The 21,562-nt window shown below is 54.8% G+C and carries 20 protein-coding genes and 1 pseudogene; 8 read left to right on the top strand and 13 right to left on the bottom strand.

What is annotated here, in order from left to right; translation table 11 throughout:
- Positions 1 to 18: 18 nt before the first annotated feature.
- The 6 genes from GRAN_RS16995 to GRAN_RS16970 form a co-directional block, all read right to left on the bottom strand.
- Positions 19 to 639 (bottom strand): hypothetical protein, encoded by a 621-nt coding sequence (locus GRAN_RS16995; protein WP_128914266.1) that lies wholly within the window; start codon positions 637 to 639, stop codon positions 19 to 21.
- Between the two features lie 121 nt (positions 640 to 760).
- Positions 761 to 1,348, bottom strand: coding sequence for an RNA polymerase sigma factor (locus GRAN_RS27085; RefSeq protein WP_390890452.1), 588 nt, complete (start codon positions 1,346 to 1,348; stop codon positions 761 to 763).
- A gap of 192 nt (positions 1,349 to 1,540) precedes the next feature.
- Complete coding sequence (locus GRAN_RS16985) at positions 1,541 to 2,452, bottom strand: NmrA family NAD(P)-binding protein (RefSeq protein WP_128914264.1); 912 nt, start codon at positions 2,450 to 2,452, stop codon at positions 1,541 to 1,543.
- A 533-nt stretch (positions 2,453 to 2,985) separates the two neighbouring features.
- Complete coding sequence (locus tag GRAN_RS16980; protein ID WP_128914263.1) at positions 2,986 to 4,182, bottom strand: HlyD family secretion protein; 1,197 nt, start codon at positions 4,180 to 4,182, stop codon at positions 2,986 to 2,988.
- Positions 4,182 to 5,465, bottom strand: a complete 1,284-nt coding sequence (locus GRAN_RS16975) for a TolC family protein (RefSeq protein ID WP_161571018.1) — start codon at positions 5,463 to 5,465, stop codon at positions 4,182 to 4,184. The genes GRAN_RS16980 and GRAN_RS16975 overlap by 1 nt, the downstream gene beginning before the upstream one ends.
- 206 nt (positions 5,466 to 5,671) lie before the next feature.
- Positions 5,672 to 7,288: an MFS transporter gene (locus tag GRAN_RS16970; protein WP_128914261.1), complete on the bottom strand. Its 1,617-nt coding sequence runs from the start codon at positions 7,286 to 7,288 to the stop codon at positions 5,672 to 5,674.
- Positions 7,289 to 7,540: 252 nt separating this feature from the next.
- On the opposite strand from GRAN_RS16970, the gene GRAN_RS16965 reads away from it, so the two are divergent.
- The 3 genes from GRAN_RS16965 to GRAN_RS16955 all read left to right on the top strand — a co-directional run bounded on the left by GRAN_RS16965 (position 7,541) and on the right by GRAN_RS16955 (position 12,699).
- Positions 7,541 to 8,527, top strand: coding sequence for an alpha/beta fold hydrolase (locus GRAN_RS16965; RefSeq protein ID WP_161571017.1), 987 nt, complete (start codon positions 7,541 to 7,543; stop codon positions 8,525 to 8,527).
- A 490-nt stretch (positions 8,528 to 9,017) separates the two neighbouring features.
- Positions 9,018 to 12,080, top strand: a complete 3,063-nt coding sequence (locus GRAN_RS16960; RefSeq protein WP_128914259.1) for a sensor histidine kinase — start codon at positions 9,018 to 9,020, stop codon at positions 12,078 to 12,080.
- Positions 12,070 to 12,699 (top strand): response regulator, encoded by a 630-nt coding sequence (locus GRAN_RS16955; protein WP_128914258.1) that lies wholly within the window; start codon positions 12,070 to 12,072, stop codon positions 12,697 to 12,699. The genes GRAN_RS16960 and GRAN_RS16955 overlap by 11 nt, the downstream gene beginning before the upstream one ends.
- A gap of 36 nt (positions 12,700 to 12,735) precedes the next feature.
- Here the strand turns inward: GRAN_RS16955 and GRAN_RS16950 are convergent, their stop codons facing one another.
- Positions 12,736 to 13,392, bottom strand: a complete 657-nt coding sequence (locus GRAN_RS16950; RefSeq protein WP_128914257.1) for a TetR/AcrR family transcriptional regulator — start codon at positions 13,390 to 13,392, stop codon at positions 12,736 to 12,738.
- A gap of 115 nt (positions 13,393 to 13,507) precedes the next feature.
- Positions 13,508 to 13,861: a response regulator gene (locus GRAN_RS16945; RefSeq protein WP_161571016.1), complete on the bottom strand. Its 354-nt coding sequence runs from the start codon at positions 13,859 to 13,861 to the stop codon at positions 13,508 to 13,510.
- Between the two features lie 335 nt (positions 13,862 to 14,196).
- On the opposite strand from GRAN_RS16945, the gene GRAN_RS16940 reads away from it, so the two are divergent.
- Positions 14,197 to 15,174, top strand: a complete 978-nt coding sequence (locus tag GRAN_RS16940) for a helix-turn-helix domain-containing protein (protein ID WP_128914255.1) — start codon at positions 14,197 to 14,199, stop codon at positions 15,172 to 15,174.
- A 37-nt stretch (positions 15,175 to 15,211) separates the two neighbouring features.
- Here GRAN_RS16940 and GRAN_RS16935 read toward each other — a convergent pair whose 3' ends face one another.
- Complete coding sequence (locus tag GRAN_RS16935; RefSeq protein WP_128914254.1) at positions 15,212 to 15,814, bottom strand: TetR/AcrR family transcriptional regulator; 603 nt, start codon at positions 15,812 to 15,814, stop codon at positions 15,212 to 15,214.
- Positions 15,815 to 16,072: 258 nt separating this feature from the next.
- On the opposite strand from GRAN_RS16935, the gene GRAN_RS27080 reads away from it, so the two are divergent.
- From GRAN_RS27080 to GRAN_RS16915, 4 genes are all read left to right on the top strand, one after another.
- Positions 16,073 to 16,426 (top strand): winged helix-turn-helix transcriptional regulator, encoded by a 354-nt coding sequence (locus GRAN_RS27080; RefSeq protein ID WP_128914253.1) that lies wholly within the window; start codon positions 16,073 to 16,075, stop codon positions 16,424 to 16,426.
- Positions 16,427 to 16,590: 164 nt separating this feature from the next.
- A complete protein-coding gene (locus GRAN_RS16925) occupies positions 16,591 to 17,346 on the top strand; it encodes an SDR family oxidoreductase (protein WP_128914252.1) in 756 nt (251 codons plus the stop codon).
- A gap of 133 nt (positions 17,347 to 17,479) precedes the next feature.
- Positions 17,480 to 17,671, top strand: a complete 192-nt coding sequence (locus tag GRAN_RS16920) for a hypothetical protein (RefSeq protein WP_128914251.1) — start codon at positions 17,480 to 17,482, stop codon at positions 17,669 to 17,671.
- A 67-nt stretch (positions 17,672 to 17,738) separates the two neighbouring features.
- Entirely contained in the window at positions 17,739 to 18,488 is a 750-nt protein-coding gene (locus tag GRAN_RS16915; protein ID WP_128914250.1) for an SDR family NAD(P)-dependent oxidoreductase, read from the top strand.
- A gap of 317 nt (positions 18,489 to 18,805) precedes the next feature.
- On the opposite strand, the gene GRAN_RS26375 is transcribed toward GRAN_RS16915, so the two are convergent.
- The 4 genes and pseudogenes from GRAN_RS26375 to GRAN_RS16900 form a co-directional block, all read right to left on the bottom strand.
- Positions 18,806 to 19,069 carry a hypothetical protein gene (locus GRAN_RS26375; protein ID WP_241654869.1) on the bottom strand — a complete coding sequence of 88 codons (264 nt, stop codon included), beginning with the start codon at positions 19,067 to 19,069 and terminating at the stop codon, positions 18,806 to 18,808.
- A 29-nt stretch (positions 19,070 to 19,098) separates the two neighbouring features.
- The gene (locus GRAN_RS16910; protein WP_241654868.1) at positions 19,099 to 20,478 is read right to left on the bottom strand and encodes a ParB/RepB/Spo0J family partition protein; all 1,380 of its coding nucleotides are present in this window, start codon (positions 20,476 to 20,478) and stop codon (positions 19,099 to 19,101) included.
- Between the two features lie 86 nt (positions 20,479 to 20,564).
- Complete coding sequence (locus GRAN_RS16905) at positions 20,565 to 20,981, bottom strand: DUF6908 domain-containing protein (protein WP_128914249.1); 417 nt, start codon at positions 20,979 to 20,981, stop codon at positions 20,565 to 20,567.
- Positions 20,981 to 21,283 (bottom strand): annotated as a pseudogene (locus tag GRAN_RS16900) (DUF1738 domain-containing protein); the annotation flags it as partial. The pseudogene GRAN_RS16900 and the gene GRAN_RS16905, both read right to left, overlap by 1 nt.
- Between the last annotated feature and the right edge of the window lie 279 nt (positions 21,284 to 21,562).

Below are 21,562 nucleotides of genomic sequence, written 5' to 3'. Positions count from 1 at the left end.
AGCGCACCCAGAACAACGTTATTGGGGCAAGCTCATCGAAGAAGTTAGCTTTCTAAACACCGCAAAATGGCACAACAGAACAGCTGGAACGATGAACGCGGGCAGCAGGACGAACGGGAAATGAAGAATAGCGACTGTCGGCTGATCAAAGGCGAAGCGCTGGAAGCGAAACGGGGCGGAGAGCATCGCTCGGCCGAGAGCGTTGAGCACACTGAGTAGACAGAGGGCGTTCCAAATAAACAAACCTCTTCTTCCCATCTTTCCGGCGCTGAACGCCCACCACACGAAAGGCACCGTTACACCGGCCAGGATATCGAGATTACCAGCCTCAAACGTCATCAGCGCGGGTACTTGCTTGTAAAGGAATAGCCAGTAGAGAGTAGCCTCCACAAAGATCCGGATCGTGTGTACGAGGATGCACCACTTCAGGTCCATCCGATCAACGAAGCGCCTACCAGCTCCCGTGAGGAACAAGCCAGCAATTAGAAGGATGGGCGGGGCGACCACAAAGATGAAATGTGGCGGGATCGTGCTCGTGATCAGGTAAAAGCCACTGACTGCGATAACCGATTGCAACACCATCCAAACCAGCGAAAGCACGATCGCCGGCTTGGACCCGCGAACGGCTTTGCCAAACAAGAAGAGAGCCAGAGCACTGACTCCCAGAAAAAAGACACTGATAGGAAGCGGGAGGTAATTCATCGGCGAACTCCTTGAAGGCAAATTTTTGGCGATGCGTGCAACAACATCGTGGAGAAGACTATCGACATGCGGTCATAACCGGGGATCTCTCCAGAGCTTGACGCGCCCGCCGCAAACGAGATTTAGCGGCAGGTACCGACAAGCCGCTTTGTTCCGCGAGTTCGGCCATCGTGTAGTCGTGGTGACGGTAGGCGTCGACCACGGAACGCAGTGAGGGTTTCAACCGGGACACTGCAATTGACAGTAACTCACGCCTCTCCCGTACGGCGTAAGAAGCCTCGATACTAATTGTTCGGTCGGGTATGCCATCTAGCCTGGAAAGACCGTGTTCGTTGGGATCATCGAGAGAGACGCTGGGTCTCGTTCGCTGCCTTCGCAACTGCATCAAGCATGTGTTGATGACGATTCGAGTCAGCCAGGTCGAAACGGCAGACCGTCCATTGAAGGTTTCGATGCGCCGGTAGGCCTTCAGGAACGAATCTTGCACGGCGTCTTCGCCATCTTCTCTGTTCCGCAGGATATGAATCGCCGTGTTGAGTAGACGCTTCTCGTGCCGACCTCGAAGAATCTCGAAGGCTTCATGACTTCCTATCCTGATCTGTTCGACAAGGCGATCGTCAGGTACGTGTTCGCTCCCTACCCCCATTCGGGTGTCTCGAGCCGCATTCGATGATCTGAGTCCGTTGTACATTTGCGGCCCCTGGTGTGAAAACAATGATCGTCACACATGCGACTACTTTAGGGATAAGACCTCGACGCGGGATACGAACTAGCCGTTTGAATCACCCGCGTCGGCTGCAGGCAGTATTGGCGCGTCTAACTGGGCGGCTGGTCATCTCTAACCGGCTGTTTTGGAGTTCGGGGTAATCTCGAACGCGGCTTTGTGTTTGGTGACGAACTCCTGGATGGTCATCGGTCGGCGTCCCGTAATCCGCTCAACATCGTCGTTCGTTCCGCCGGTTATCCCATTCTGACAATCCAAGGCCACTGCCCCGATGTGCTGGGTAAAGAAAGGCGAGGAGTAGTCTGGGATCTTCCCGAGAATCGCTAAGAACTCATCGACTTCGAGCGGAGTGTACGTGATGGTGCGTCCCAGCACTTCACTGGCGGCGGCGGCGATCCCATATACGTCAAGTTCGACCGGACCAAGCAATTTGTAGAGATGGCCCGCGTGGGGAGCGGGATCTGCCAAAATCTTTGCAATCACGCGTCCCTGATCCTCCGTAGTGATCGGCGCAAACTTTCCGTGACCGAATGGAAGCGCGAGTGTCTCTTTGGTCGCATAGTCCTTCCACGAGAAGGGGTAAAGCAACCACTCGGCGAACAATGTTGGCCGAAGGTGGGTGACAGGCACACCGGACCAGTCGAACACCTGTTCGGCGAGCCAATGGCTCTGAGCCGCATGGCTCTTAGAATCGCGCCTTGAGGTCATTTGAGAGGTGTAGACGATGGCACCAACCCCCGCTTCCTTTGCTGCCTGTGCGAAGGCGACCGTTGCCTCCAGGAGTTGTGGGGCAAGAGGGTAGACAAAATATGCAGCACCAACGCCTTCCATCGCCGCGCGGACGCTATCGATATCCAGGAGATTGCCTACCGCGATCTCCGCCCCCAGGGAGCGCAATTCGTCGGCCCGCGCGTCGTCCTTCAGGACGAATGCTCGTACTTCATGCCCTTCATTGCGAAGGAAGCGCGTCGCCGCGCCGCCGGTTCCCCCGGTCGCGCCGGTCACTAAAATCTTTGACTTTGTCATTGCATCTCCTTTGTTCCGCCTGGTTGTACAGATACCAGACCAGCTACCAAAGACAATGTCCCGGTTGCCAATACAGCGAGACTACTGGCCTTGCTCCAAGAAGGATTTTCAAATCGCACTGCATTTTGGCAGTGCTGCTGCCAAAAGATTTTGTTCTCTTAGGCGAACTTCTCCCTACCTAGGGTTTGGCGAAGATCTCTATCGTCTGCGACAAATGACAGTCGTTTTCGTAAAGAACCCCGCCCCTAGTTCTTCTATCGTTGCTGCTTGTACGACATCTATCCGCGATAGATCAAGCGACGCTAATACACCATGAAAAATCCGCTGCGGGCGATCTCACAAGCGTTTATCCTCACCGTTGGTATCACACCTCCGACCCCTGCAAAGGAGCGCGGCGCGCTCATCTTTGTGTCGACTCTGCTCGTGGGAATGGTGGTTCTGGCTGTGTTTGTGTTCTTCGTACTCATACGCCATCTCTAGCCTGGCGAATCACAGGCTTAGTGGATAAAGGCGAGGACAGGCCCGACCTTGAGCTATGGGCTCACTCGAACTGAAACTTCGATCGACATACCAGGTAACAAGAGCGGACCTGCCGCTTCAAGACCATTCAGCCGAATCCGCACAGGGATGCGCTGCACGACCTTCACATAGTTGCCGGTTGCATTGTCTGGGGCGATCACTGAGTACTTGGACCCGGTCGCCCCTCCGATACTTTCTACAGTTCCTTGGAAATCACGACCTACCGAATCGACGTGCACAGTTGCAGACTGGCCAATGCGCATCTTCTTCATCTGCGTTTCGCGAAAGTTGGCAATGGCCCACACGTCCTTAGGCGGCACGAGAGTTAGCATCAATTGATTGGCTGCCACCCGCTGCCCAACTTCCATAGATTTACGACCCACGATTCCACTGACAGGTGCGACCAGGTTTGTGTAGCCGAGGTCAAGCTGCGCATTCCAAAGCGCGGCTTGCGATTTCTTCGTTTCACCTGAAGCGCGGAGCACGTTTGCACGCGCACTCGCGATCGACGCTGGAGCGGTTTCGGCCATGCGAAGATCACTCTGCCGCTCTTTGATTTTTTGGCGCGCAGCCTCGATCTTTTGATCGGCACCGGCGCTGTTGGCCTGAGCGGCGGCGAGGAGTGCCCCCGTACCTTTAGAGTCCGCCTCGCGCTGATCGTACTCGGATCGTGAGATCTCGTGTGTCGCCACAAGTGCTTGATATCGGACCCTATCATCTTCTGCTCTGCGATAGTTCGCCTCGGTCTGAGCAACCGTTGCTTCGGATGCGGTCTTTTGAGACAAGGCAGATTCCAAGTCTGCCTCTGCTTCTACAAGCGAGGCCTGAGCTGAGGTTAGCCTGCTCAGAGCGGTCTCTGAAGCGATAGGAAGGTTCAGCGCTGCTGCCCGCTCCTGCGCTACGGACGCCTGTACATCGCCCTCTAATCGATTGACGGTTGGTTGATAGTCGTTGGGATCCAAATGTGCGATCACAGTGCCCGCCGTCACGTAGTAGGTATCTTCAACATTTGGGTTCACCCAGGTGATGGTTCCTCCGATTCGAGTGTTGATCGGGTGAACGTGCCCGTCTATCTGCGCGTCATCTGTGCTCACCTCGTTGGGATGGAGCACAAAGTGCCAGCCCAACAGTGCGCTTATCAGTACCGCGACGAATAGTGCAACGAGCAGAGTGTTGCTAGCCTTCCTGCTCTTGGTCTCGGTCAATGACATCAGTGCACCCCCAGGTACGATACGTAGTCTTGTTCTGCTGTGCCGGTCGCTCGGATCAGCATCAGCTTCGCGACCTGGTGAGCATAAATGCTGGCGATCCGGTTATCCTCTGCCTCAGACACGGACTGCTGAGCTTGGATGAGATCGGCCGCATTCGACACACCAACGTCGAATCGGTCCTTTGCCTGGCGCAGGCCCTCGACGGCCAAGGCTTGATTTTCCAGGGAGACTTCGACGCTCTTGCTGGCAGCTGTCAAATCCAGAAGGGCCGTCCGGACATCGAATACTGCCCTTGCCCGCGTGTCCGCGAACTCGGCTCTCCGCCGGTCGGCAGTTGCCTTTGCGTCCAGGACATCCGCCTCGATTCGCCTCCCAGTAAAGATAGGCACTGAGATTCTCCCCTCGACGTCATAGTCTCGATAGGGGTGTCCATAGGTGATGCCTGTTTCGCCGCCATTGGCGAGTATCTCCACCTTCGGCAACCGCTGTGCTCGTTCCGCCTTCACACTCTGTTCAGCTGCATCAAGGCGCGCCCTCGCAGCTCGTAAGTCTTGGCGCTTTTCTGAGGCTTTTGATAGCAGCTCCGCCTGATCGGCGGACGGGGTTTCAAGGAACCTCAACCCATCCGTCAAGGTGAACTCTTGCTCAATGGGAAGGCCAATGATCCGGGTCAGGGCTAGCTTGTCCTTCTCCAGCGTGGTCGTCGCAAGAGTCACTCGAAGTTCCGCAGAACGCATGGCGACGTGCGCCCTTATCTCGTCGATCTGAGGAGAGAGGTCATGTACCACTCTGCTCGACAGAATGGACTCTATGGTCTTGGCAGTTTCGAATTGTGCCCGCGCGGTTTCCAGCCTTGTTTGACTCGCCGCAACTAGCAGGTAAGAACTGACTGAAGCTAGAACAACGATGTTCCTGGCATCGGCCATCGACGCCGCAGAAGCCTCCATCTCTTTGCTTGCAGCTTTCACCTCATGAAGTGCCTGGAAATCTACAACTTGCTGCTGGAGAGTGGCGTGAGCTGCCTGGTAGTTGTAGCCCTGGACGACATGTGGAACTCCGAGCTTCTCGGTGCCCAAGGCGTCCATCACGAGATTTCTGTAGTCTTCGGTGGACTCGACTCCGATTTGAGGAAGCAATGTCGAGAGTGCGCGGATCCTTGCAGCACGCGACCGCTGATGATCCTGTTCCGAGTCGATGTAACCAAGGTTTGTACGAAGTGCTAAGTCCACTGCGGCGTGTAATGAGAGCTGGAGTACCCCGGGGATTACCAGTCCTGTCGGCACGCTGCCAAGGAAAGGATTCTGCGACTGCACGGCAAACGCGCTTGGGTTGGTGGTGTTCTGACCGGGGTTAAAGGGACGAGGTGTGTCGACCGTATTTTGCGCGGAGTTCCCGTTTCCGGTACTTTGCGTTCGGCCAGTTCTTGTCAAACACACTGCCACACCGAGAGTGACACAGATTGTAAGAACACACGACCACGGAGACCTTTTCATCGGCCCACTCCAGCGATGGCTTGCGGAAGCGCGGCGGAACCCTGTTCGTCCAGAGGACTGCGCGCGGGTGATGGGGCTGGCGCAGGCGCGGAAAGAAGTGGAACGAAGAACACGGTGACCGCGGCCACAAGAGCCATCGTGTAAAACGTATCGGCAAAGCTCAACACCGAACTTTGCTTCCGAACCATCGCGGACAGTGTTCTGTCACTGAGATCTGAAGCTTGACCAAGGACGGAAAGGTTTCGATTAGCAAAGGCGTCGAGGAGCCTCGACGAATGAAAGGACATCCTGCGGTCAATGAGGACCGCCGATAGGGTAACCCCCACGGATGCGCCGAGTTGTCTGCATCCGTAATACATTGCTCGACCGTTCGAAGCCTTCTGGTTGTCGACTGTCGCGAACGCCACAATCCCGAGGGTAGGAACGGATAGACCAACGAATATCCCGTTTAGTGCTAAGGGCAGCCACAGATCTCGATCGGGAGTATCCGTCGTTACGAAGTGCGCAAAGAGGAGTTGCGACGCTATCTCTACTGCGAGGGCGAAAAGAAGTACGCTGGTCCCGCCGATCTTCGCGAATAGAGGGATGATCGAACGGAAGCAGCAAAGGACCAGTACAGAGGCCGCACCGCCTATGCTGAGAAGCAAACCTGTCTGAAGAGCAGAATGAACTTCAAGATTCCGTAGGTACTGGGGGATGACGTAGAGGCTGCCGGCCAGCAGCAACCCTACGAGAAAGCCTAGGATGGCGCCGCCGCGAGCTAAAGAATTGCGAAGGATCGCAAAATCAAGAAGGGGGTGTTTGTTCCAAGAAGAAAGTTGCCACAGCACAAAGATTGAATTTGCAGTAATACCCACCAGAAAAAAGGTGAAAAGTGTCGAAGACTCGAACCAGCCGTCTACCTCGCCGCGGCTCAAGGCGGTTTGCAGACAGACCGCACCGAGAAAAAGAAGCCCTATGCCGAGCGAGTCGAGAGGCTTACGCGAATCCTCCTCCGCCCAGTGATCCGCTCCGTGCCGATTGAACAACCAGGCGGCCGTGAGCATGAAGACAGTTGGCACAACAAACAGGAATCTCCACGAAGCAACATCTGCGAGCCATCCGCATATCACCGGCGACAAGAACCTACCAACAAAGAAGTAGGCGATCGCGTAGCCGACCAGGGGTATAGGACGAACCGCAGGCTCATATTGCTGTGTGAAGAAAACGAATGCACGGACAAGAAATGCTCCTCCCGCGAATCCAGCGATAGCGCGAAAGAGAAGAAAGGTACTCAGGTCGGTACTGAGCGCGCATCCTACCGATGCGACCGCATAAGAAAGGGAGAGAGCTGTGAGGAAATGTCGATTTCCATATTTGAGGGAGAGGCGATCTGACAGAGCGATCGAGACGGCGAACGCAGCCATGTATACCGTTAGAGCCCAACTAGCCTGATCGCTGGAGGCGCTTAGAGTGCCCGTTAGATCGGTAAGGGTCAGACTCACGCCAGAGGTGGTCCAAGTCTCCGCTGCGCTGGCAAGTGTCAGTGCGGCAAGCGTGACAGACCTGCTGAGTTCCCTTCTTTTATCAGCACCAACAGTCCCGATTGACGCTGCGTGAGCTGACTGTGTCATCGTTCGACACTACGTGCTGGCGCGAGACATCTCTTTGTAGAAAGTACCGCATTTTCCCATTTCCAACTCAAAAGCGAATCGATGATCAAGCGCAAGCGATCTTAGGCTGTTCCCGTCAAAGCGTGAGCTTATTTGGGAAGACCAGGGGCGCAGGGAATTCTATGGTCAGATGGTATGCCGCTCCAAATGATCACAATGAGCGTGCGCTCTGAAGGGTAGTGACAGATGAACAGACGAGAGATAGTAACCGGAATGGGTGCCGCCGCAGCCTTGCTCGTATTGCCACCATCCACAAGAGCAAAGGTGGATAAGCACCAACCTGAAAACCTATTGAGTGGGGGGGGAGCATCGCAACCAAAGGGTACGGATTCCATACCCCCCTTCCTAGAACACCGCGTCCCACGAGAAGGCCATTTCCTGTATGCCCGCGAGTACAAGGGGGAGGGACCGACGTTTGTTCTCTTGCACGGCTATCCTGACAATCTGCATATCTACGACCTGCTGATCCCAGTACTCGTCGCTGCTGGCCGTCATGTCGTAGCCTTCGATTTCCTTGGCTTTGGGGCTTCCGACAAACCTGCTGGAGGCGACTATGGCTTTAGACAGCAACTCGGAGATCTACACGCGGTTGTCGACTTCCTCAAACTCAACAGTATCGTGCCGGTCGCCCATGATGCCGGTGGCGTGGCCGCCATCAACTTCACCATGGCGAAACCAAAGTCAATCGCAGGCCTCGTCCTATTGAACACCTTCTATGCAGATGCGCCAACGCTCCGTATACCTGAACTAATCGAACTGTTTTCATTACCCCAGACACGCGCGTTTGGACTAGCTATGGCTTCCGACCCCAAGGAACTCGCTTTCCTTCTAAGGTTTCAGCAGCTCCAGTTTGAAATCGGCGTACCGCAAGCCCAGATCGACGTCATTGACAAGCTGGTACAGCCTCTCATCTTCAATAATTTTGCTCAACAGCCGAGTGCCGGGCCCGCCTTCGCGGCTCTAGCTGCAGACCTTCGTCCCCAGGTCGCTATAAACAATCAGCGAGTCAACAAGCTTGCAGAGTTGGGCATTCCGACAACCATCGTTTGGGGAAAGAGCGACGCGTATCTCAATGTTGGGGTTGCGCAGGATCTTGCCGGCCACTTCAAAGGGGCGACGGTACATCTGCTCGATGCGGGCCATTGGCCACAACTTGATCTGCCAGAAGATGTCGGACGCTACCTTCTAGCAGAGCGGTAGCCGCATCAAGATATCGTCGCCAGCCTGAAGACACAACGCACACTCATCTCGATTGCTAGGCATTCCGATCCGAGCGAATCTCATAGTGCGTGTCATCGAAGTTCCGCGCGATAGAAGGCTGGCGCTCAGTATGACTCATCAATTATCTTGGCATCCGGCCACGAGAAACGGTTGAAGCTTCTTGACGAAATGCGCTACATTTTGTGCTTTTCGCTCATTCTTATTGTCTGAGCTACGATTTGCTCTAAGAGCGATGTAATACTCCTCTCAGCCTCCCCGGGATTCTCGCAATCAAGCCGTATCAAGAAATCCGGACGGAAACAGCGTGAGGCGTCTTCACTCGACTGCAGCATACACAATGTGCGCCTTCCTCCGTATCCCGAAGGGACGACTGAACAGCAGGTAATTAGTGAGTGAGGCAACGAATGGGACGACCTACCCTGTCGGGAATCAAGCGTCCGCAGGAAACGTCGCCGCGAGGGCTCAACATATGAAGACCGCAAGGTGTCTTCGCCAATTTCCGATCTTGCTCGGCGCATGTTTCGCCTGCTTGAGTTCTTCATCAGGAGCGCAAAGTCCTGACCAATCGCTGCAGCAGCTCTACCATACCGCGTGGACATTTCGAGACGGTGCGCCCATCAGCTGGGATCTCACACAGACCGCAGACGGATACCTTTGGCTCGGCGGGAGAAGCGGGCTGTATCGCTTCGACGGTGTCCGCTTTGAACGTTTCACACCGGTGGCCGGTCCACCGCTGCCAAATACAAACATTCAATCTTTAGACATTACGAATGATGGCTCACTTTGGATCGGATGGAATGTAAAAGGATTGAGTCAACTTAAGGACGGGCGGCTCGTGAACTACGGTGAAGAGTCTGGCCTGTCTAGCGGCACCGTGAATGGTGTTCAGCAAGATGGTCGAGGCCGCATCTGGGCCTTTTCCCCTGAGGGCATGTATCGTTTACAGAATAACCGGTGGCAGCCGCTTGGTTCCGGCATGGGCTACTCTGGTGCGACCTATCCTTACGGTTTTACCGACAGGAATGGAACCATGTGGGTGGGCGCCGGTCGCCGAGATGTGTATGCCCTCTCAAAGTCCGATACCTCGTTCCGTTTGGTTCTCTCCGGAAAGGAGATCGTTTCCATAACCCAAGATGCAAGGGACATTGTCTGGGGGCTAGATTCGAAAGGCACGATGATTGTGCTCGGCTCACCCGATGGTAAACACCAAAGCCGGCCCCTAGGCCTTCCAGGACAAATGCTGAAAGCGCTATTTGATCGGCGAGGTGACCTTTGGATTGCGACAACGACGATGGGCATTGTCAGAATTCGGGACTTCGACCGCTATGGTATCGGGCTCCATAGCGAGAAAGTTGAGAGCCTCTCCCTACCAAATGGAGGGCTATCCGGTGAGACTGTTTATCAAATCTTTGAAGATCATGAAGGTAATATCTGGACCGCAACATCTCGGGGACTTGATCGTCTCCGGAATAGCGCCTTTAGCCTGTTACCAATAGAGAAGGTTCACTCTAAATCAGCTTTGCTAGAAGCTGATAAGGGCAACGTATACATTGCCCATCCGGTCGGGGCACTCAGTCGAGAACCCGAGGCTCTGCCGGCGACGCCGATTATTCCAACTGACCTTAATCTCGCCTATCGCTCTCCTAATGGTCGCACATGGTTCGTCGGCAGGCACTTTCTCTGGCAACAGACCGCACATGGCTTTAGCAAATATCCTCTTCCGATCCTTCCAGAACCTAATCTCCCAGTCGAATCCGTCACTTCCGATGGCGGAAATGGTCTTTGGGTGACGTTTCCAATTCGTAACGGCTTCTTCCATTTTCACGATGGGCTCTGGACTACTTCTGACATCAATCCGGCGTTACCCACGAGAAGCGCCAGGGCTGCCATGACCGATGAACAGGGACGCATCTGGTTCGGCTATAGCTCCAGCAGAGTAGCTATTTTGGAGAAGTCTGGTCACGTAAGTGTGATGACACAAGATGACGACGAGAAAATTGGCAACGTGTTGTCCTTTCACTGCCGGGGCAACCACATCTGGATCGGTGGCGAAAACGGGCTTCGACGTTTTGTCGACGGACACTTTCAAGAAATCGAAGATGCACAAGGAAATCAGTTTCTGGGTTTGTCGGGGATCTCAGAGACGTCAAACGGCGATCTCTGGTTGAATGGTGCCTTCAACATTGTGATGATCCCTGCTTCGGAACTCAACCGCCCGTCGTCGAGTAAATCAATCATGGTGAAGGCTCGCGTCTACGACGTTCTGGACGGCATCACCGCGGGGTCGTCAGGTGAAGATGTGAACCCTACGATCGCTCAAGGTGATAACGGAAAGATGTGGTTCGCGCTTCAAAACGCTGTGGGCATGATAGATCCTGCGCATAGTCCACAAAATAAGGTTGCACCGCCAGTCGCGATCCAATCTCTTACCTCGGATTCAGTCGTCTACTCGGATCTTCGAGCGTTAAAACTGACTCCTGACCCCGATAGCGTGCGCATAGATTACACAGCCTTGAGTCTAACTGTTCCGGAAAGGGTTCAGTTCCGGTACCGCCTTGATGGTTTTGACAAGGATTGGCAGAACGCTGGAACACGCAGGCAAGCGTTCTATACTAAGCTCGGTCCCGGATCCTATCACTTCCATGTCATTGCGGCGAACAACGATGGTCTGTGGAATGAGGCAGGAACAACCTTCTCCTTTATAGTCCCGCCTACTACGGTGGAGTCCCTTTGGTTTCGAATCCTATGTTTTCTCGCAGTTGCATGTGGGATCACTCTAGTTGTTGCCTGGCGATTCAGGACCATGACAGCCCGAATGAAGGCACATCTTTCAGAAAGAATGGTTGAACGCGAAAGGATCGCCCGCGAGTTGCACGACACTCTTCTGCAAGGCTTCCAGGGTCTGGTCCTTAAATTTCAAAATGTAGCAACGCAGATACCTCAGCTTGAACCTGCTCATACCATGATGAACAGTGCTCTTGATCAGGCGGATGAAGTGTTAAAGGAGGGGCGGAACAAAGTTCGGAACCTGCGTGCCGAAGGTTCAGATGTGACAGACTTGGCAGAGGCCTTACGTTTGATCGGCGAAGAACTGCAATCGACCTATCATGTGAAGTTTTTACTTAGTCTCAGGGGTGATCCGCTCGACCTGCACCCTATCGTAAAAGACGAGACTTACTCAATCGGCCGCGAAGCTCTCACAAATGCTTTTGTCCACGCGCACGCGACGACCGTCGAATGCGAGATTACGTTTCAGAGAAGATTTTTTGCCCTTGGGATCCGGGACGACGGAAGCGGAATTGATAGGCAAGTAATAGAATTTGGTCGCGCGGGCCACTGGGGTCTGGGTGGCATGCGCGAACGCGCTCTAAAGATTAGGGCAAAGTTCGGCATTCTGAGTCGCACCGATGAGGGTACGGAGATAACTTTGCGGGTACCCGCTGATTTGGCTTACGTGGATAAGCCAACAGGAGGGTACCTTTCCTTCTTTTGGAGGCGAGTCCGAAGCCGAGGCCCCTTAGATGCAAGCTAATAAGAAGATTACTGTCCTTACTGTTGACGACCATCCGATGATCCGAGAGGGAATCGCAGGTGCGGTTAACTTGGAATCGGATATGACACTCGTCGGAGAGGCAACGAATGGTCAAGAGGCCATTGAAGCCTTCAGAAGGCTCCAACCGGACGTCGCACTCATGGATCTACAGATGCCTGTCATGAGTGGGACGGAAGCTCTCACAGTGATTCGATCTGAGTTTCCTTCGGCACGGATCATTATGCTCACAACTTATGATGGAGATGTACAAGTGGTTCGCGCCTTACGTGCCGGGGCTCAGGGATACTTGCTCAAGAGCATGCTGCGCAAAGAGCTCCTCGAAACCATAAGGATGGTTTATGCCGGCAAACGTTGCATCCCTAGAGAAGTTGCGGAGCGGATCGCGGATAATTTCGATCATGATTCATTGACTCCAAGAGAAATTGCGGTACTCCGATTAGTTTCGAACGGACATTCGAATAAGCTAGTCGGGCAGCAACTATCGATCTCAGAAGACACGGTGAAAAATCACATGGGGAGTATCCTGTCGAAGCTCTCGGCGCAAGATCGAACTCATGCTGTGACGATCGCGATGAGGCGTGGCTTCCTCGACGGATAGTGCATCATCTCGTCTCCGCACCGAGATCGAAGTCTCTCACTTCCCGTTGCGACGTTGCGGCACTTTCTTTTTAGTTAGCGGAGGCGCAGTTTTCAGGAGCGTATCAAAGCTTAGTCTGAAAAAATCATCGATCGGTGTCTTTTTTTGCGAATTCTTCATCAACAGCAACGAGCCAAACCATGCAGCCATCAGGTATCTGGCAAGACTATCCGGATCATGCGAGTGGGCAACTTCCCCACTCACTTGAGCTGCTCGGAGGGAAGCAGAGACCGCAGCAATCCAACGACTAAAGCTCTTTTCAATCAACTTCCCGAAACTCTCTGGCAATGCAGAAGATTCCGCGGTGAAGTTTCCCATAAGGCAGCCGAGAGATATCTTCTGCCGCTCCTGAAACTTAAGAGCTTCCTCAAATTGGCCGCGGAGGCGTGCAATCTCCGATGGCGGAGGTTTCTTCGACCTGGGCGATCCTTGTGCGACGTCGGGTGGCGTGAACACCTTGTCGGCGACGCAAGCATAGAGATCGAGCGCCTCAAGGCCTAAAAGTTCTTTACTCTTAAAATAGTTGTAGAAGGTTCCCTTGGGAACGCCGACCAGATCGACGATGTCTTGTACACTCGTGCCGTTGTATCCGAACTCATAGAATCGGACATACGCTGCCTCTATGATCTTCTCGCGAGTTCCGGTGTTTGCCATGGCACTCCGTTTACAGTGCAATCATAGCGAAGCTGAGGCCACCTGTCGCTGGTCTAGTGCTGGTTGGCTTGAAAACCGACCTGCAACTCGGGTCTGAGAGCTGAATGCACCTTGCCTAACCCCAATCCTTCACGTCTCCCTGGGTCCGAAACCGCTCGATGATTTCGAGCATTTCTCCTACCGGCGAGCCCTTATCGATGCAAGCTGAGAAGAGGCCGCGCACCTCGACCGGCAAGGTATAGGCTCGCCCGCTCAGGAGAACAATCGGAAATGTCGCGTTTGACGCGCGCATTCTGAGCAGCAACTCTCTGCCATTCATCTCAGGCATGTCGTAATCCACGAACGCTAGGTCGACAGCGTCGAAGTCTTGCTTTAAAGCCTCAAACGGTCGATCTGAGATGATCACAGCGTATCCGTTGCTTTCAAGAAGAGTCTGACGGAGCTTAAGACATACAAGATCGTCGTCCACACATAAGATCCGGTGTCCGGCTGATGCGGTGTTCTCTCTTCCGCGCAAAATGAACCTCCAAATGCAAACGAATCTGTGTGCAATCGACTACCGCAACCGTAACTGACATACGCCGAGTTCTCTTGTCGAAGCCATTCGGCTTTTAGCGGAACAGGCCAGAAAGGCGTCCGTGAGGCACGAGGTTCCGACCTCCAACGACTGTTCTGCGAATCTCTGGCGGTTTCGCGTCGTTGGAACCTGTTGCCTGTCAATATATTGGCTGTCGCTGATCGTCGAATCACTCAAAAGGGAGGAAACACCCTAAAGGACCCCCCACGAATGGGTAATTCCTTTTCATGATTCCCGAGTACGACTGGTCGTATTATCAATTGCAGAAGCACATGAAGGCGGTAGCGGACATGAATGACAGACGCAACCCACAGCCCTACAAAAGCGTTCAAGGGAGCCCGCTCCCTTCAATCGCAGACAGCGTGTGTACCGCGCCCACATCAGAGACGCGCGGCAGAACGGCAGTAATACCTCTATTGCCTCACACCCGAACGACAAATGCTTCGGTTGACTACGTTCATCTGCCAAGGCTGGTCGTCACCGTCCATCTCAACCCTGTCCGGGTGCAACAACGGTGGCTGCTTGATGTTTCTGCCGATCCCAAGATCGACACTGCCGAAAACCTCAGTATCGACGCCGACTGGGCACTTTCACCTGAGGTGGCTCATACGTGCGATTCCGTGCAGTTTCATCTTCCACGGACGACGCTCAACGACTTCACCGACGCCAACGGGCTGCCTCGACTCTCCATTGAATGCCATGGGGATTTGAGTGAGTCTCCGGTCTTTGCGCAGCTCACGAGCCTTATCATTCCCTGCATTGAAGCGCCCTCTCTCTTCTCGTCCACCTTCATGAATCACTTCGTGATGCTCTTTTGCTCACATGTGGTTCATCTTTGGAGCTCCCGGTCGAAGGATGAAGAGGTACATCGCGGCGGTCTCTCCACCTGGCAGAGGCGGCGGGCGATGGAGCTCTTGTCAAAGGGAACGTACGACGATGTCAAGCTGGCGGTAATTGCCAAAGAGTGCCGCTTGTCTGTGAGCCATTTCGCGCGGTCCTTCAAGAAAACCTTCGGACTTCCTGTTCACCGCTGGGTTATCGATCAGCGCGTCGATCACGCTAAACAACTCCTTCTCAACTCCAATGAATCTTTGATAGAGATTGCATTCCAAGCCGGATTTTGTGACCAAGCGTCGTTCAATCGAACATTCGCGAAGCTCACTGGCACCAGCCCCGGCCGCTGGCGTAGGGACTTCAAGGTGTAGTCTCCCTCGTTGTGGAGTTTGCATATCGAATGACTCGCTAACGCCTGCGAGCACGGTTGATGAGTTCTTCGACAGCCAGTCTTGCGAAACCACGCGAGCCTGAATCGCGCATGAAGCGCTCCGAGACATGGAAGCTGAAGTAGATACCGCAAAGCTCGAAGACAAACTGCTCCGCGTCAAGATCCTGGCGGAAGTCGTCCATTGCGATGGCTTGGGTAACGAGCTGCCGCAGGTGAGTGCACCAGCGAATTCCTTCCTCTAAGAGAGAATCTCGGACCGAACCTTCACGGTCATCGAATTCGAAAAAGCCCGCTAAGAGTGGAGCGCCGCCTAAGGCCGTCGGACGAGACGCCCACGTCAACCAGTTTGCGATGGTGGCTTCCAATCGAGGGAGCCCTTCGGCGACATTGAGAGCTGGGGACACAACTTCCGTGCGAAAGACACTGCCAATGTGTTTAATCAGCTCCCGGTGAAGTTGCTCTATCGATTTGAAATGAGCAAAGAGGCCACTCTTCGACATTCCTATGTGTTTTGCGAGATTCCCTAATGTCACTCCGGAAAACCCATAGATACAGACGATCTCGAATGCAGCTTGAAGTATGAGCGACCGGGTCCGCTGCTCATTTCGTCTTACAGTCATGCTGGCTCATTTCTTCATCGTTGACAGAAGGTGAACAGCCTCGCAGAGGCTGCTCGATTATCTGCGCCAGGGATGTCTCAATGGCAACCAGATAACGATATGGTGCCGATCAGCCGAATGCTTGGCATATCGCGCTAAGTTTTGTCTGAAGACACCGTCAAAGAAGAAGTTGACATAATCGCTGAATGTCACGGCACGATAAGACGACTGGTCGTATTATTCAGACAGCCCAAGTGTTGCTTGGACTTGGGGTGATTGATGCAGGACTATCACGAATGCGCAAGTTACATTCAGCGGGTTTCTGGAGTAAAAACGGTCCTACAGGGCAAATGGAGCTTGGAAATCCTATGCGCCATGCGAACGGAACCCGTTCGTCTCAGTCGGCTCATGAGGCTCATTCCCAAGGCGTCGAAGAAGGCACTAAGAGCCAATCTTCGATCCTTGGAGTCCGCACGGATCGTTGTGAGAAGGGATTTGAGCGATACCTTGCTTCATGTTGAATACGACTTTGTCGATGACACGAGAGAGACAATCTGGACGATCTTGGATCATCTGGCCGTTTGGGGAAAGATCTTGCAAGCAAGAGCAAAGGTCCCTCCTTCGCAGGCTTGATTGGTGAACCCGACATTGACATTCTGAGGATTGTGCAGACTCGCGTCACTCTGTCGATTGTTTCGAACAATCCTGAAGCTCATTTGCCAAGACGCCTTGAAGCCAGATTCGTAGTCTAGGAAATGACCGACGAGTTCGTCGCTCGAAAGATATAGGGAGTCCTCATGCATAAGGATCTAGACGGTAGAGTCGCGATCGTCACCGGAAGTTCCAAAGGGTTCGGCTCGGCGATCGCAAAGGCGCTGGCAGCCGAAGGGGCGTCAACAGTCGTGAATTATGTTTCAGACAAAACCGGCGCGGAAAAGACTGTGGCCGCAATCACTGCGGCAGGCGGCATCGCGATCGCCCTTCAGGGATCCGTTAGTGACCTGTCGGAGGTGAGGCGGATCTTCGACCAGACGATTGCGGCTTTCGGTAAGGTAGCCATCCTCGTCAATAACGCAGGCGTTTACACGTTTGGTCCTCTCGCGGAGATCGAAGAGGCGGAGTACCGGAGGCAATTCGATACGAATGTCTTGGGAACACTTCTGATGTGCAAGGAAGCTTCCATCCGCTTTGGTGACGCCGGCGGAAGCATCATCAACATCGGCACCGCCGGTACGACCCTCAATCTGCCTGGCACGGTGATGTATACGGCAACCAAAGCAGCCTCCGATTCCATCACCCATGTTCTCGCCAAGGAACTAGGCAGGCGCGGTATCCGAGTGAACTCGGTGAATCCCGGGATTGTGCTGACCGAGGGTGTCAGTGCCTTGGGAATGAATTCTGAGACGGCCTTTGTCGTAGACCTTGTTACCCAAACGCCACTGGGGCGCGCTGGAACGACCCAGGACATTGCGGATGTCGTTACCTTTCTTGCCTCTGACAAATCACGCTGGGTCACCGGGCAGATCATACAAGCTTCGGGCGGCCTGCAGTAGAGCAAACTGGTTGAGCCTCTGGGTCTACGCGCAGACGATCTTACCGAGAGGCAGACTGCCCGGACTTCTTCATGTTCGCTGAATCGATACCCAATTCCAATACGCTCTTTTGAGCTCCTAGAGAGGAAACACAATGAGGGAAAATATCACGAACCGCCCGGAACTTGAAGAAGAACTACAGGCCAAATTGACCGAACAGCACGTTCATCCACCAAAATCACAAGCTCCCAAGCCCGACCCGGAAGTTAGCGAGAAACGTTCGCCCAAAGGCATGCGAGAGAAGGTCGAAACAGTTGAGGTGTCAACCTTCAAACCTAAAGGGTAGCAAGTCGTCACGCTGGAGGAGTGGAAACCATCTAGCGGGACCCTTCGACGGCATGCAGGAGAATGACATGGGAAAGCTCGATGGAAAAGTGGCATTGATCACAGGCGGGACGAGCGGAATCGGCTTTGCGACTGCAAAGGTTTTCGTGGCCGAAGGCGCACAGGTCTATGTAACCGGCCGTCACAAGGACAAAGTTAATGCGGCCGTGACAAAGATCGGCAAAGGCTGCATCGGCGTGCAAGGGAATGTCGCAGATATGGGCGACCTCGATGGCCTCTTCAAGCAAATCGCAGAAGCACACGAACGGCTTGATATTGTGTTTGCAAATGCCGGAACGGCGGAATACGCGCAAATGGGCCAGATCGATGAAGGCCACTTCGAACGCATATTCAACGCAAACGTCAAGGGTTTGCTCTTTAGCGTCCAGAAGGCTCTCCCGCTTATGCGTGAGGGTTCGACGATCGTCCTGACCAGCTCAGTCGTTGGAAGCAAGGGCTTCTCATCCAATTCGGTGTATGCCGCTTCCAAGGCTGCTATACGCTCGTTTGCGCGGACTTGGACCACTGACCTCAGGGATCGCAAAATCCGCGTCAACGTCGTTAGTCCAGGTTCAATCGATACAGAGGGATTCCGGGATTTGGTAGGAAAGTCACCGGTCGGCCAGCAGCGTATGACCAGCTTGGCTAAGGCAGTCCCCATCGGCCGAACCGGGCATCCGGATGAGGTCGCGAAGGCGGTCTTGTTCCTAGCCTCAGATGACAGCAGCTACATCACCGGAGCGGAACTCTTTGTCGATGGTGGTCTAGGCCAGGTTTAGAGTTGACTGGCGCGGCAATATGTATGGCAACAAACGCACCCGCCAATCCCAGCATCATGTTCTCCCCGAGGTCTGTGTTGTGGCTACGCTTCTCCCTTTCAAATTCGCGACAAACGCTCCTTTCGTCATGAGCGCCGCAGGCAGTGAAGGGGAAAGTGCAGAAGGGGGAACGTCTTCTGCCGCGCAGCCGGCGAGCGAGGCCGGTGCTAAGCGGGATGAGGGCCGGGAGAAACCGAAGAGGGTTCTCCCGCCGCGATTAAGAGGCCGGTTAAGAGACAAAGCGGCCCCGGAAGAATCCGGGGCCAGAGTGAACCAGTTTAGGCGGCTTTCTGCTTCTTGGCAGTCGCCGTTTTCTCGGCTGGTTTGACGAGGGTTGGATTGGTTCTTGGCTTACTTGCTTTCTTGGTCCGGGCCTGGGCGGGTGCGAATAGTGCCTCAGCCTCGGAAAGCAGGTCGGGGTCGGTATCGCGCGGTATGGCCAAGTGATCGCTCAATGCAAGGCGCAAGGCGAAGCTGGTTAGCTTGTCGTCTGCGCTGTCGGCGAGAGCAGCGAGTACGATCTCCTGTTCGGTCTGCTCCAAGTTTTCATCGTTCCCCGCGAAATGGCTAGCTACTTCCTCAAGGAAGCTATAGGGGTCGATGTAGACCACCAACCGCAGGAACAAGCGAAGCTGGGGGTGGTGAAAACGGCGGGTGCCTGGTCGAGGATGCGGTCGAAAGTGGCAACCCGAGCCTTGCACTGTTTGTCGCGACGCGCTTGCTCGGCTTCATACTCCTTCTGCTGACGGTCGAACTCGGCTTTGCGCTCCTCCTCTTTGCGCTCCTGTTCGGCTCTATACTCGGCCATCCGTTGCTCGTGCTCGGCTTCGCGCTGTGCTGCCTCCTCTTCCGTCTCCTGTTCGGCGGGGGGAGCCATGACAGGAGGTGGGTCAGCGGCAACACGCGCAACTTCGCGCGGGTTGTGTACCGGGCAATCGGGTTCGATGCAGACCGTGAGCGTGCGCCCGGCATGTTTGCCGAACACGATCAGGGCGGATTTGGTGTGACTGCATGGCGGCTCGGCGTCCGGGTTATCGGGAATGTTGAGTTCGCGGTATTGGTGTTTCTGCAAGGCACCGGGACGCTGCTCCTTCGGCGCTCTCCACGCTGTCTCGATGGTTACAAGCTCAGGCCGCGCGGCAATCTCGCGGTCGATGTGAGCCGTCACCTTCGCTTGGAAGCATGGCGCGTCAAGGCACTGGTCGCCATGCACGTCGGCAAACAGACTGGTATTGAAACCGCTGCGACGCGGGCAGGTGATGCAAGCCCCGGCCTCTGGGTTGAGGGTGGCGTCTTCGAGGTCGAACGGCGCTTCGGCAAGGCTCAGGTAGAGGTTGGCTTGTATCCATGCGCTCAGGTGCTTGGCGGGAAGCAGGTGCGCTTCCTTGTCCTGCCAGTCTTTGCGCCAGCAGTTTTCGAACGCCTCCGTTTGATGCTCTTGGGGTAGACGAGCGATCAGGTTGGCGTGGCTGGCGGTGATGCGCTCGTGCACAAAGGCCTCCGCGACATCGGGGACAAGCTGTAACAGTGATAAGCGCGCATAGATGTGCGCTGCGCTCTTGCCTGATTTGGTGACAAGCGCGGCTACGTCGTAGCCGGGGAGATCTAGGAGACGCTGAAAGCCTTGCGCCTCTTCGTAAGGGTGAACGTCCACACGCTGTGAGTTCTCGACCAGCTGCCACTCCATCGCGGCGGCATCGTCCAGTTCTACGATGCGGGCGGGAAGAGAAAACAGTTCTGCAAGCTGCGCCGCGCGGAAGCGCCTTGCACCTGCGACGATTTCGAATCCGCTAGCGTTCGGGCGGATGGTGATGGGTTGAATCAGACCATGTTGGCGGATCGATTCGGCAAGCTCTTCCAGCTTGTTTTGCTCGAAGGTCTGGCGTGGGTTGGTGGTGGACTCGTGTATCTGGTCAACGGCGATGTATTGGAATGCGCTGCTGTCCTGCATGGTGCCCTCCTTTGGGCTGTGAAGGTTGGGGTTGTGGAGCGCACACGCTGCCCTGTATCCGCTCCGTAGGCGGGGAAACTTGGCTTTTATGCGTGTCGCTGTCGCTGCCGCTCGAAGGCCTCGGCGAAGCCCTGCTGTTGAAGGTTTCTGTCCCACAGCTTGGCGAAGCGTTCATGCTCGGTGTGGAGTAGCGTGTGGTAGCAGTAGTGGGCGTCACGGATGAATCGGCTCCACTGCTCAACGCCTAGATAGTCATTGCGCCAATAGAACGGGTTCAGGTGGGGACCTGCCGCGAATCCCAGCTCGAAACACATCTCCGGGTCACGCATCGCGTCGCCGTTCTGTTCTGCGTAATGACAAACGGACAGAGCGGGCAAACCACACGGGCCGGATTCATCGGTTGCCTCGATTACCAACGCCATGTAAGGCGGGTTTTCGATGCGCAGGTGGAGGCCGTGATGCCAGCCTCCTGCGTCTTTGAGGATGCGGAGAATGGTGTCCATTACGCCGCCTCCTGCAGTTGCTCTTCACCCGTCTCCTGGGCTGCGGTCGTCGCTTCTGCCTCATCCGGCACGGAAGGTTCCAAAGCCGCGAGAATGACGTTGGCGACTTGCTGCACAACCTCCAAGCTCTCGGCCAAGAGAGAAGCATTGCCGTGATAAAGGTTGATGTAGTCCGCTGACGCGCTGCCCGTAACTAGACCAATCGCTTTCCCGACAACGAAGGCGACAGCTTCGGCCTCCGTCTCGCGCACGGTCTTGGTGGTCGCGGTGCGCCGCTCGGCCTTGTGCATCATCTCGTGCGCTTATGTTGAGCACTACATAAGCGCATTTATGTTGTGTTCGCAGTTATGTTGCGTAGCGGGCTCGTTGCCGCTGAACATGCGGGTTCGAGCCCTGCGTACACAACATAACTATTTAGAGTGAGCGGAGGAAAGCGAGCAGCGATGGGTCGTCCTTCCATCGCTGGTTGGTGGTGGGTGTTGTGCTGAAGTCGTTTGAGTGGGCGAGGACTTCGGCCTTACGTTGCAGATCGACCTCGGCGTAGATGTTGGTGGTGTCGATGGAGACATGACCGAGCCATG

The sequence above is a fragment of the Granulicella sibirica genome, from assembly GCF_004115155.1.
Classification (GTDB): domain Bacteria; phylum Acidobacteriota; class Terriglobia; order Terriglobales; family Acidobacteriaceae; genus Edaphobacter; species Edaphobacter sibiricus.
The sequence above is the reverse complement of the archived record's forward strand: the minus strand, read 5'-3'. Positions and strand labels throughout refer to the sequence as shown.

Coding starts and splice junctions, on each gene's coding strand:
- GRAN_RS27085 (WP_390890452.1), bottom strand. CDS start 1,348: ATGGGGGTAGGGAGCGAACACGTACCTGACGATCGCCTTGTCGAACAG.
- GRAN_RS16985 (WP_128914264.1), bottom strand. CDS start 2,452: ATGACAAAGTCAAAGATTTTAGTGACCGGCGCGACCGGGGGAACCGGC.
- GRAN_RS16980 (WP_128914263.1), bottom strand. CDS start 4,182: ATGTCATTGACCGAGACCAAGAGCAGGAAGGCTAGCAACACTCTGCTC.
- GRAN_RS16970 (WP_128914261.1), bottom strand. CDS start 7,288: ATGACACAGTCAGCTCACGCAGCGTCAATCGGGACTGTTGGTGCTGAT.
- GRAN_RS16965 (WP_161571017.1), top strand. CDS start 7,541: ATGGGTGCCGCCGCAGCCTTGCTCGTATTGCCACCATCCACAAGAGCA.
- GRAN_RS16960 (WP_128914259.1), top strand. CDS start 9,018: ATGAAGACCGCAAGGTGTCTTCGCCAATTTCCGATCTTGCTCGGCGCA.
- GRAN_RS16955 (WP_128914258.1), top strand. CDS start 12,070: ATGCAAGCTAATAAGAAGATTACTGTCCTTACTGTTGACGACCATCCG.
- GRAN_RS16950 (WP_128914257.1), bottom strand. CDS start 13,392: ATGGCAAACACCGGAACTCGCGAGAAGATCATAGAGGCAGCGTATGTC.
- GRAN_RS16940 (WP_128914255.1), top strand. CDS start 14,197: ATGATTCCCGAGTACGACTGGTCGTATTATCAATTGCAGAAGCACATG.
- GRAN_RS16935 (WP_128914254.1), bottom strand. CDS start 15,814: ATGACTGTAAGACGAAATGAGCAGCGGACCCGGTCGCTCATACTTCAA.
- GRAN_RS27080 (WP_128914253.1), top strand. CDS start 16,073: ATGCAGGACTATCACGAATGCGCAAGTTACATTCAGCGGGTTTCTGGA.
- GRAN_RS16925 (WP_128914252.1), top strand. CDS start 16,591: ATGCATAAGGATCTAGACGGTAGAGTCGCGATCGTCACCGGAAGTTCC.
- GRAN_RS16920 (WP_128914251.1), top strand. CDS start 17,480: ATGAGGGAAAATATCACGAACCGCCCGGAACTTGAAGAAGAACTACAG.
- GRAN_RS16915 (WP_128914250.1), top strand. CDS start 17,739: ATGGGAAAGCTCGATGGAAAAGTGGCATTGATCACAGGCGGGACGAGC.
- GRAN_RS16910 (WP_241654868.1), bottom strand. CDS start 20,478: ATGCAGGACAGCAGCGCATTCCAATACATCGCCGTTGACCAGATACAC.
- GRAN_RS16905 (WP_128914249.1), bottom strand. CDS start 20,981: ATGGACACCATTCTCCGCATCCTCAAAGACGCAGGAGGCTGGCATCAC.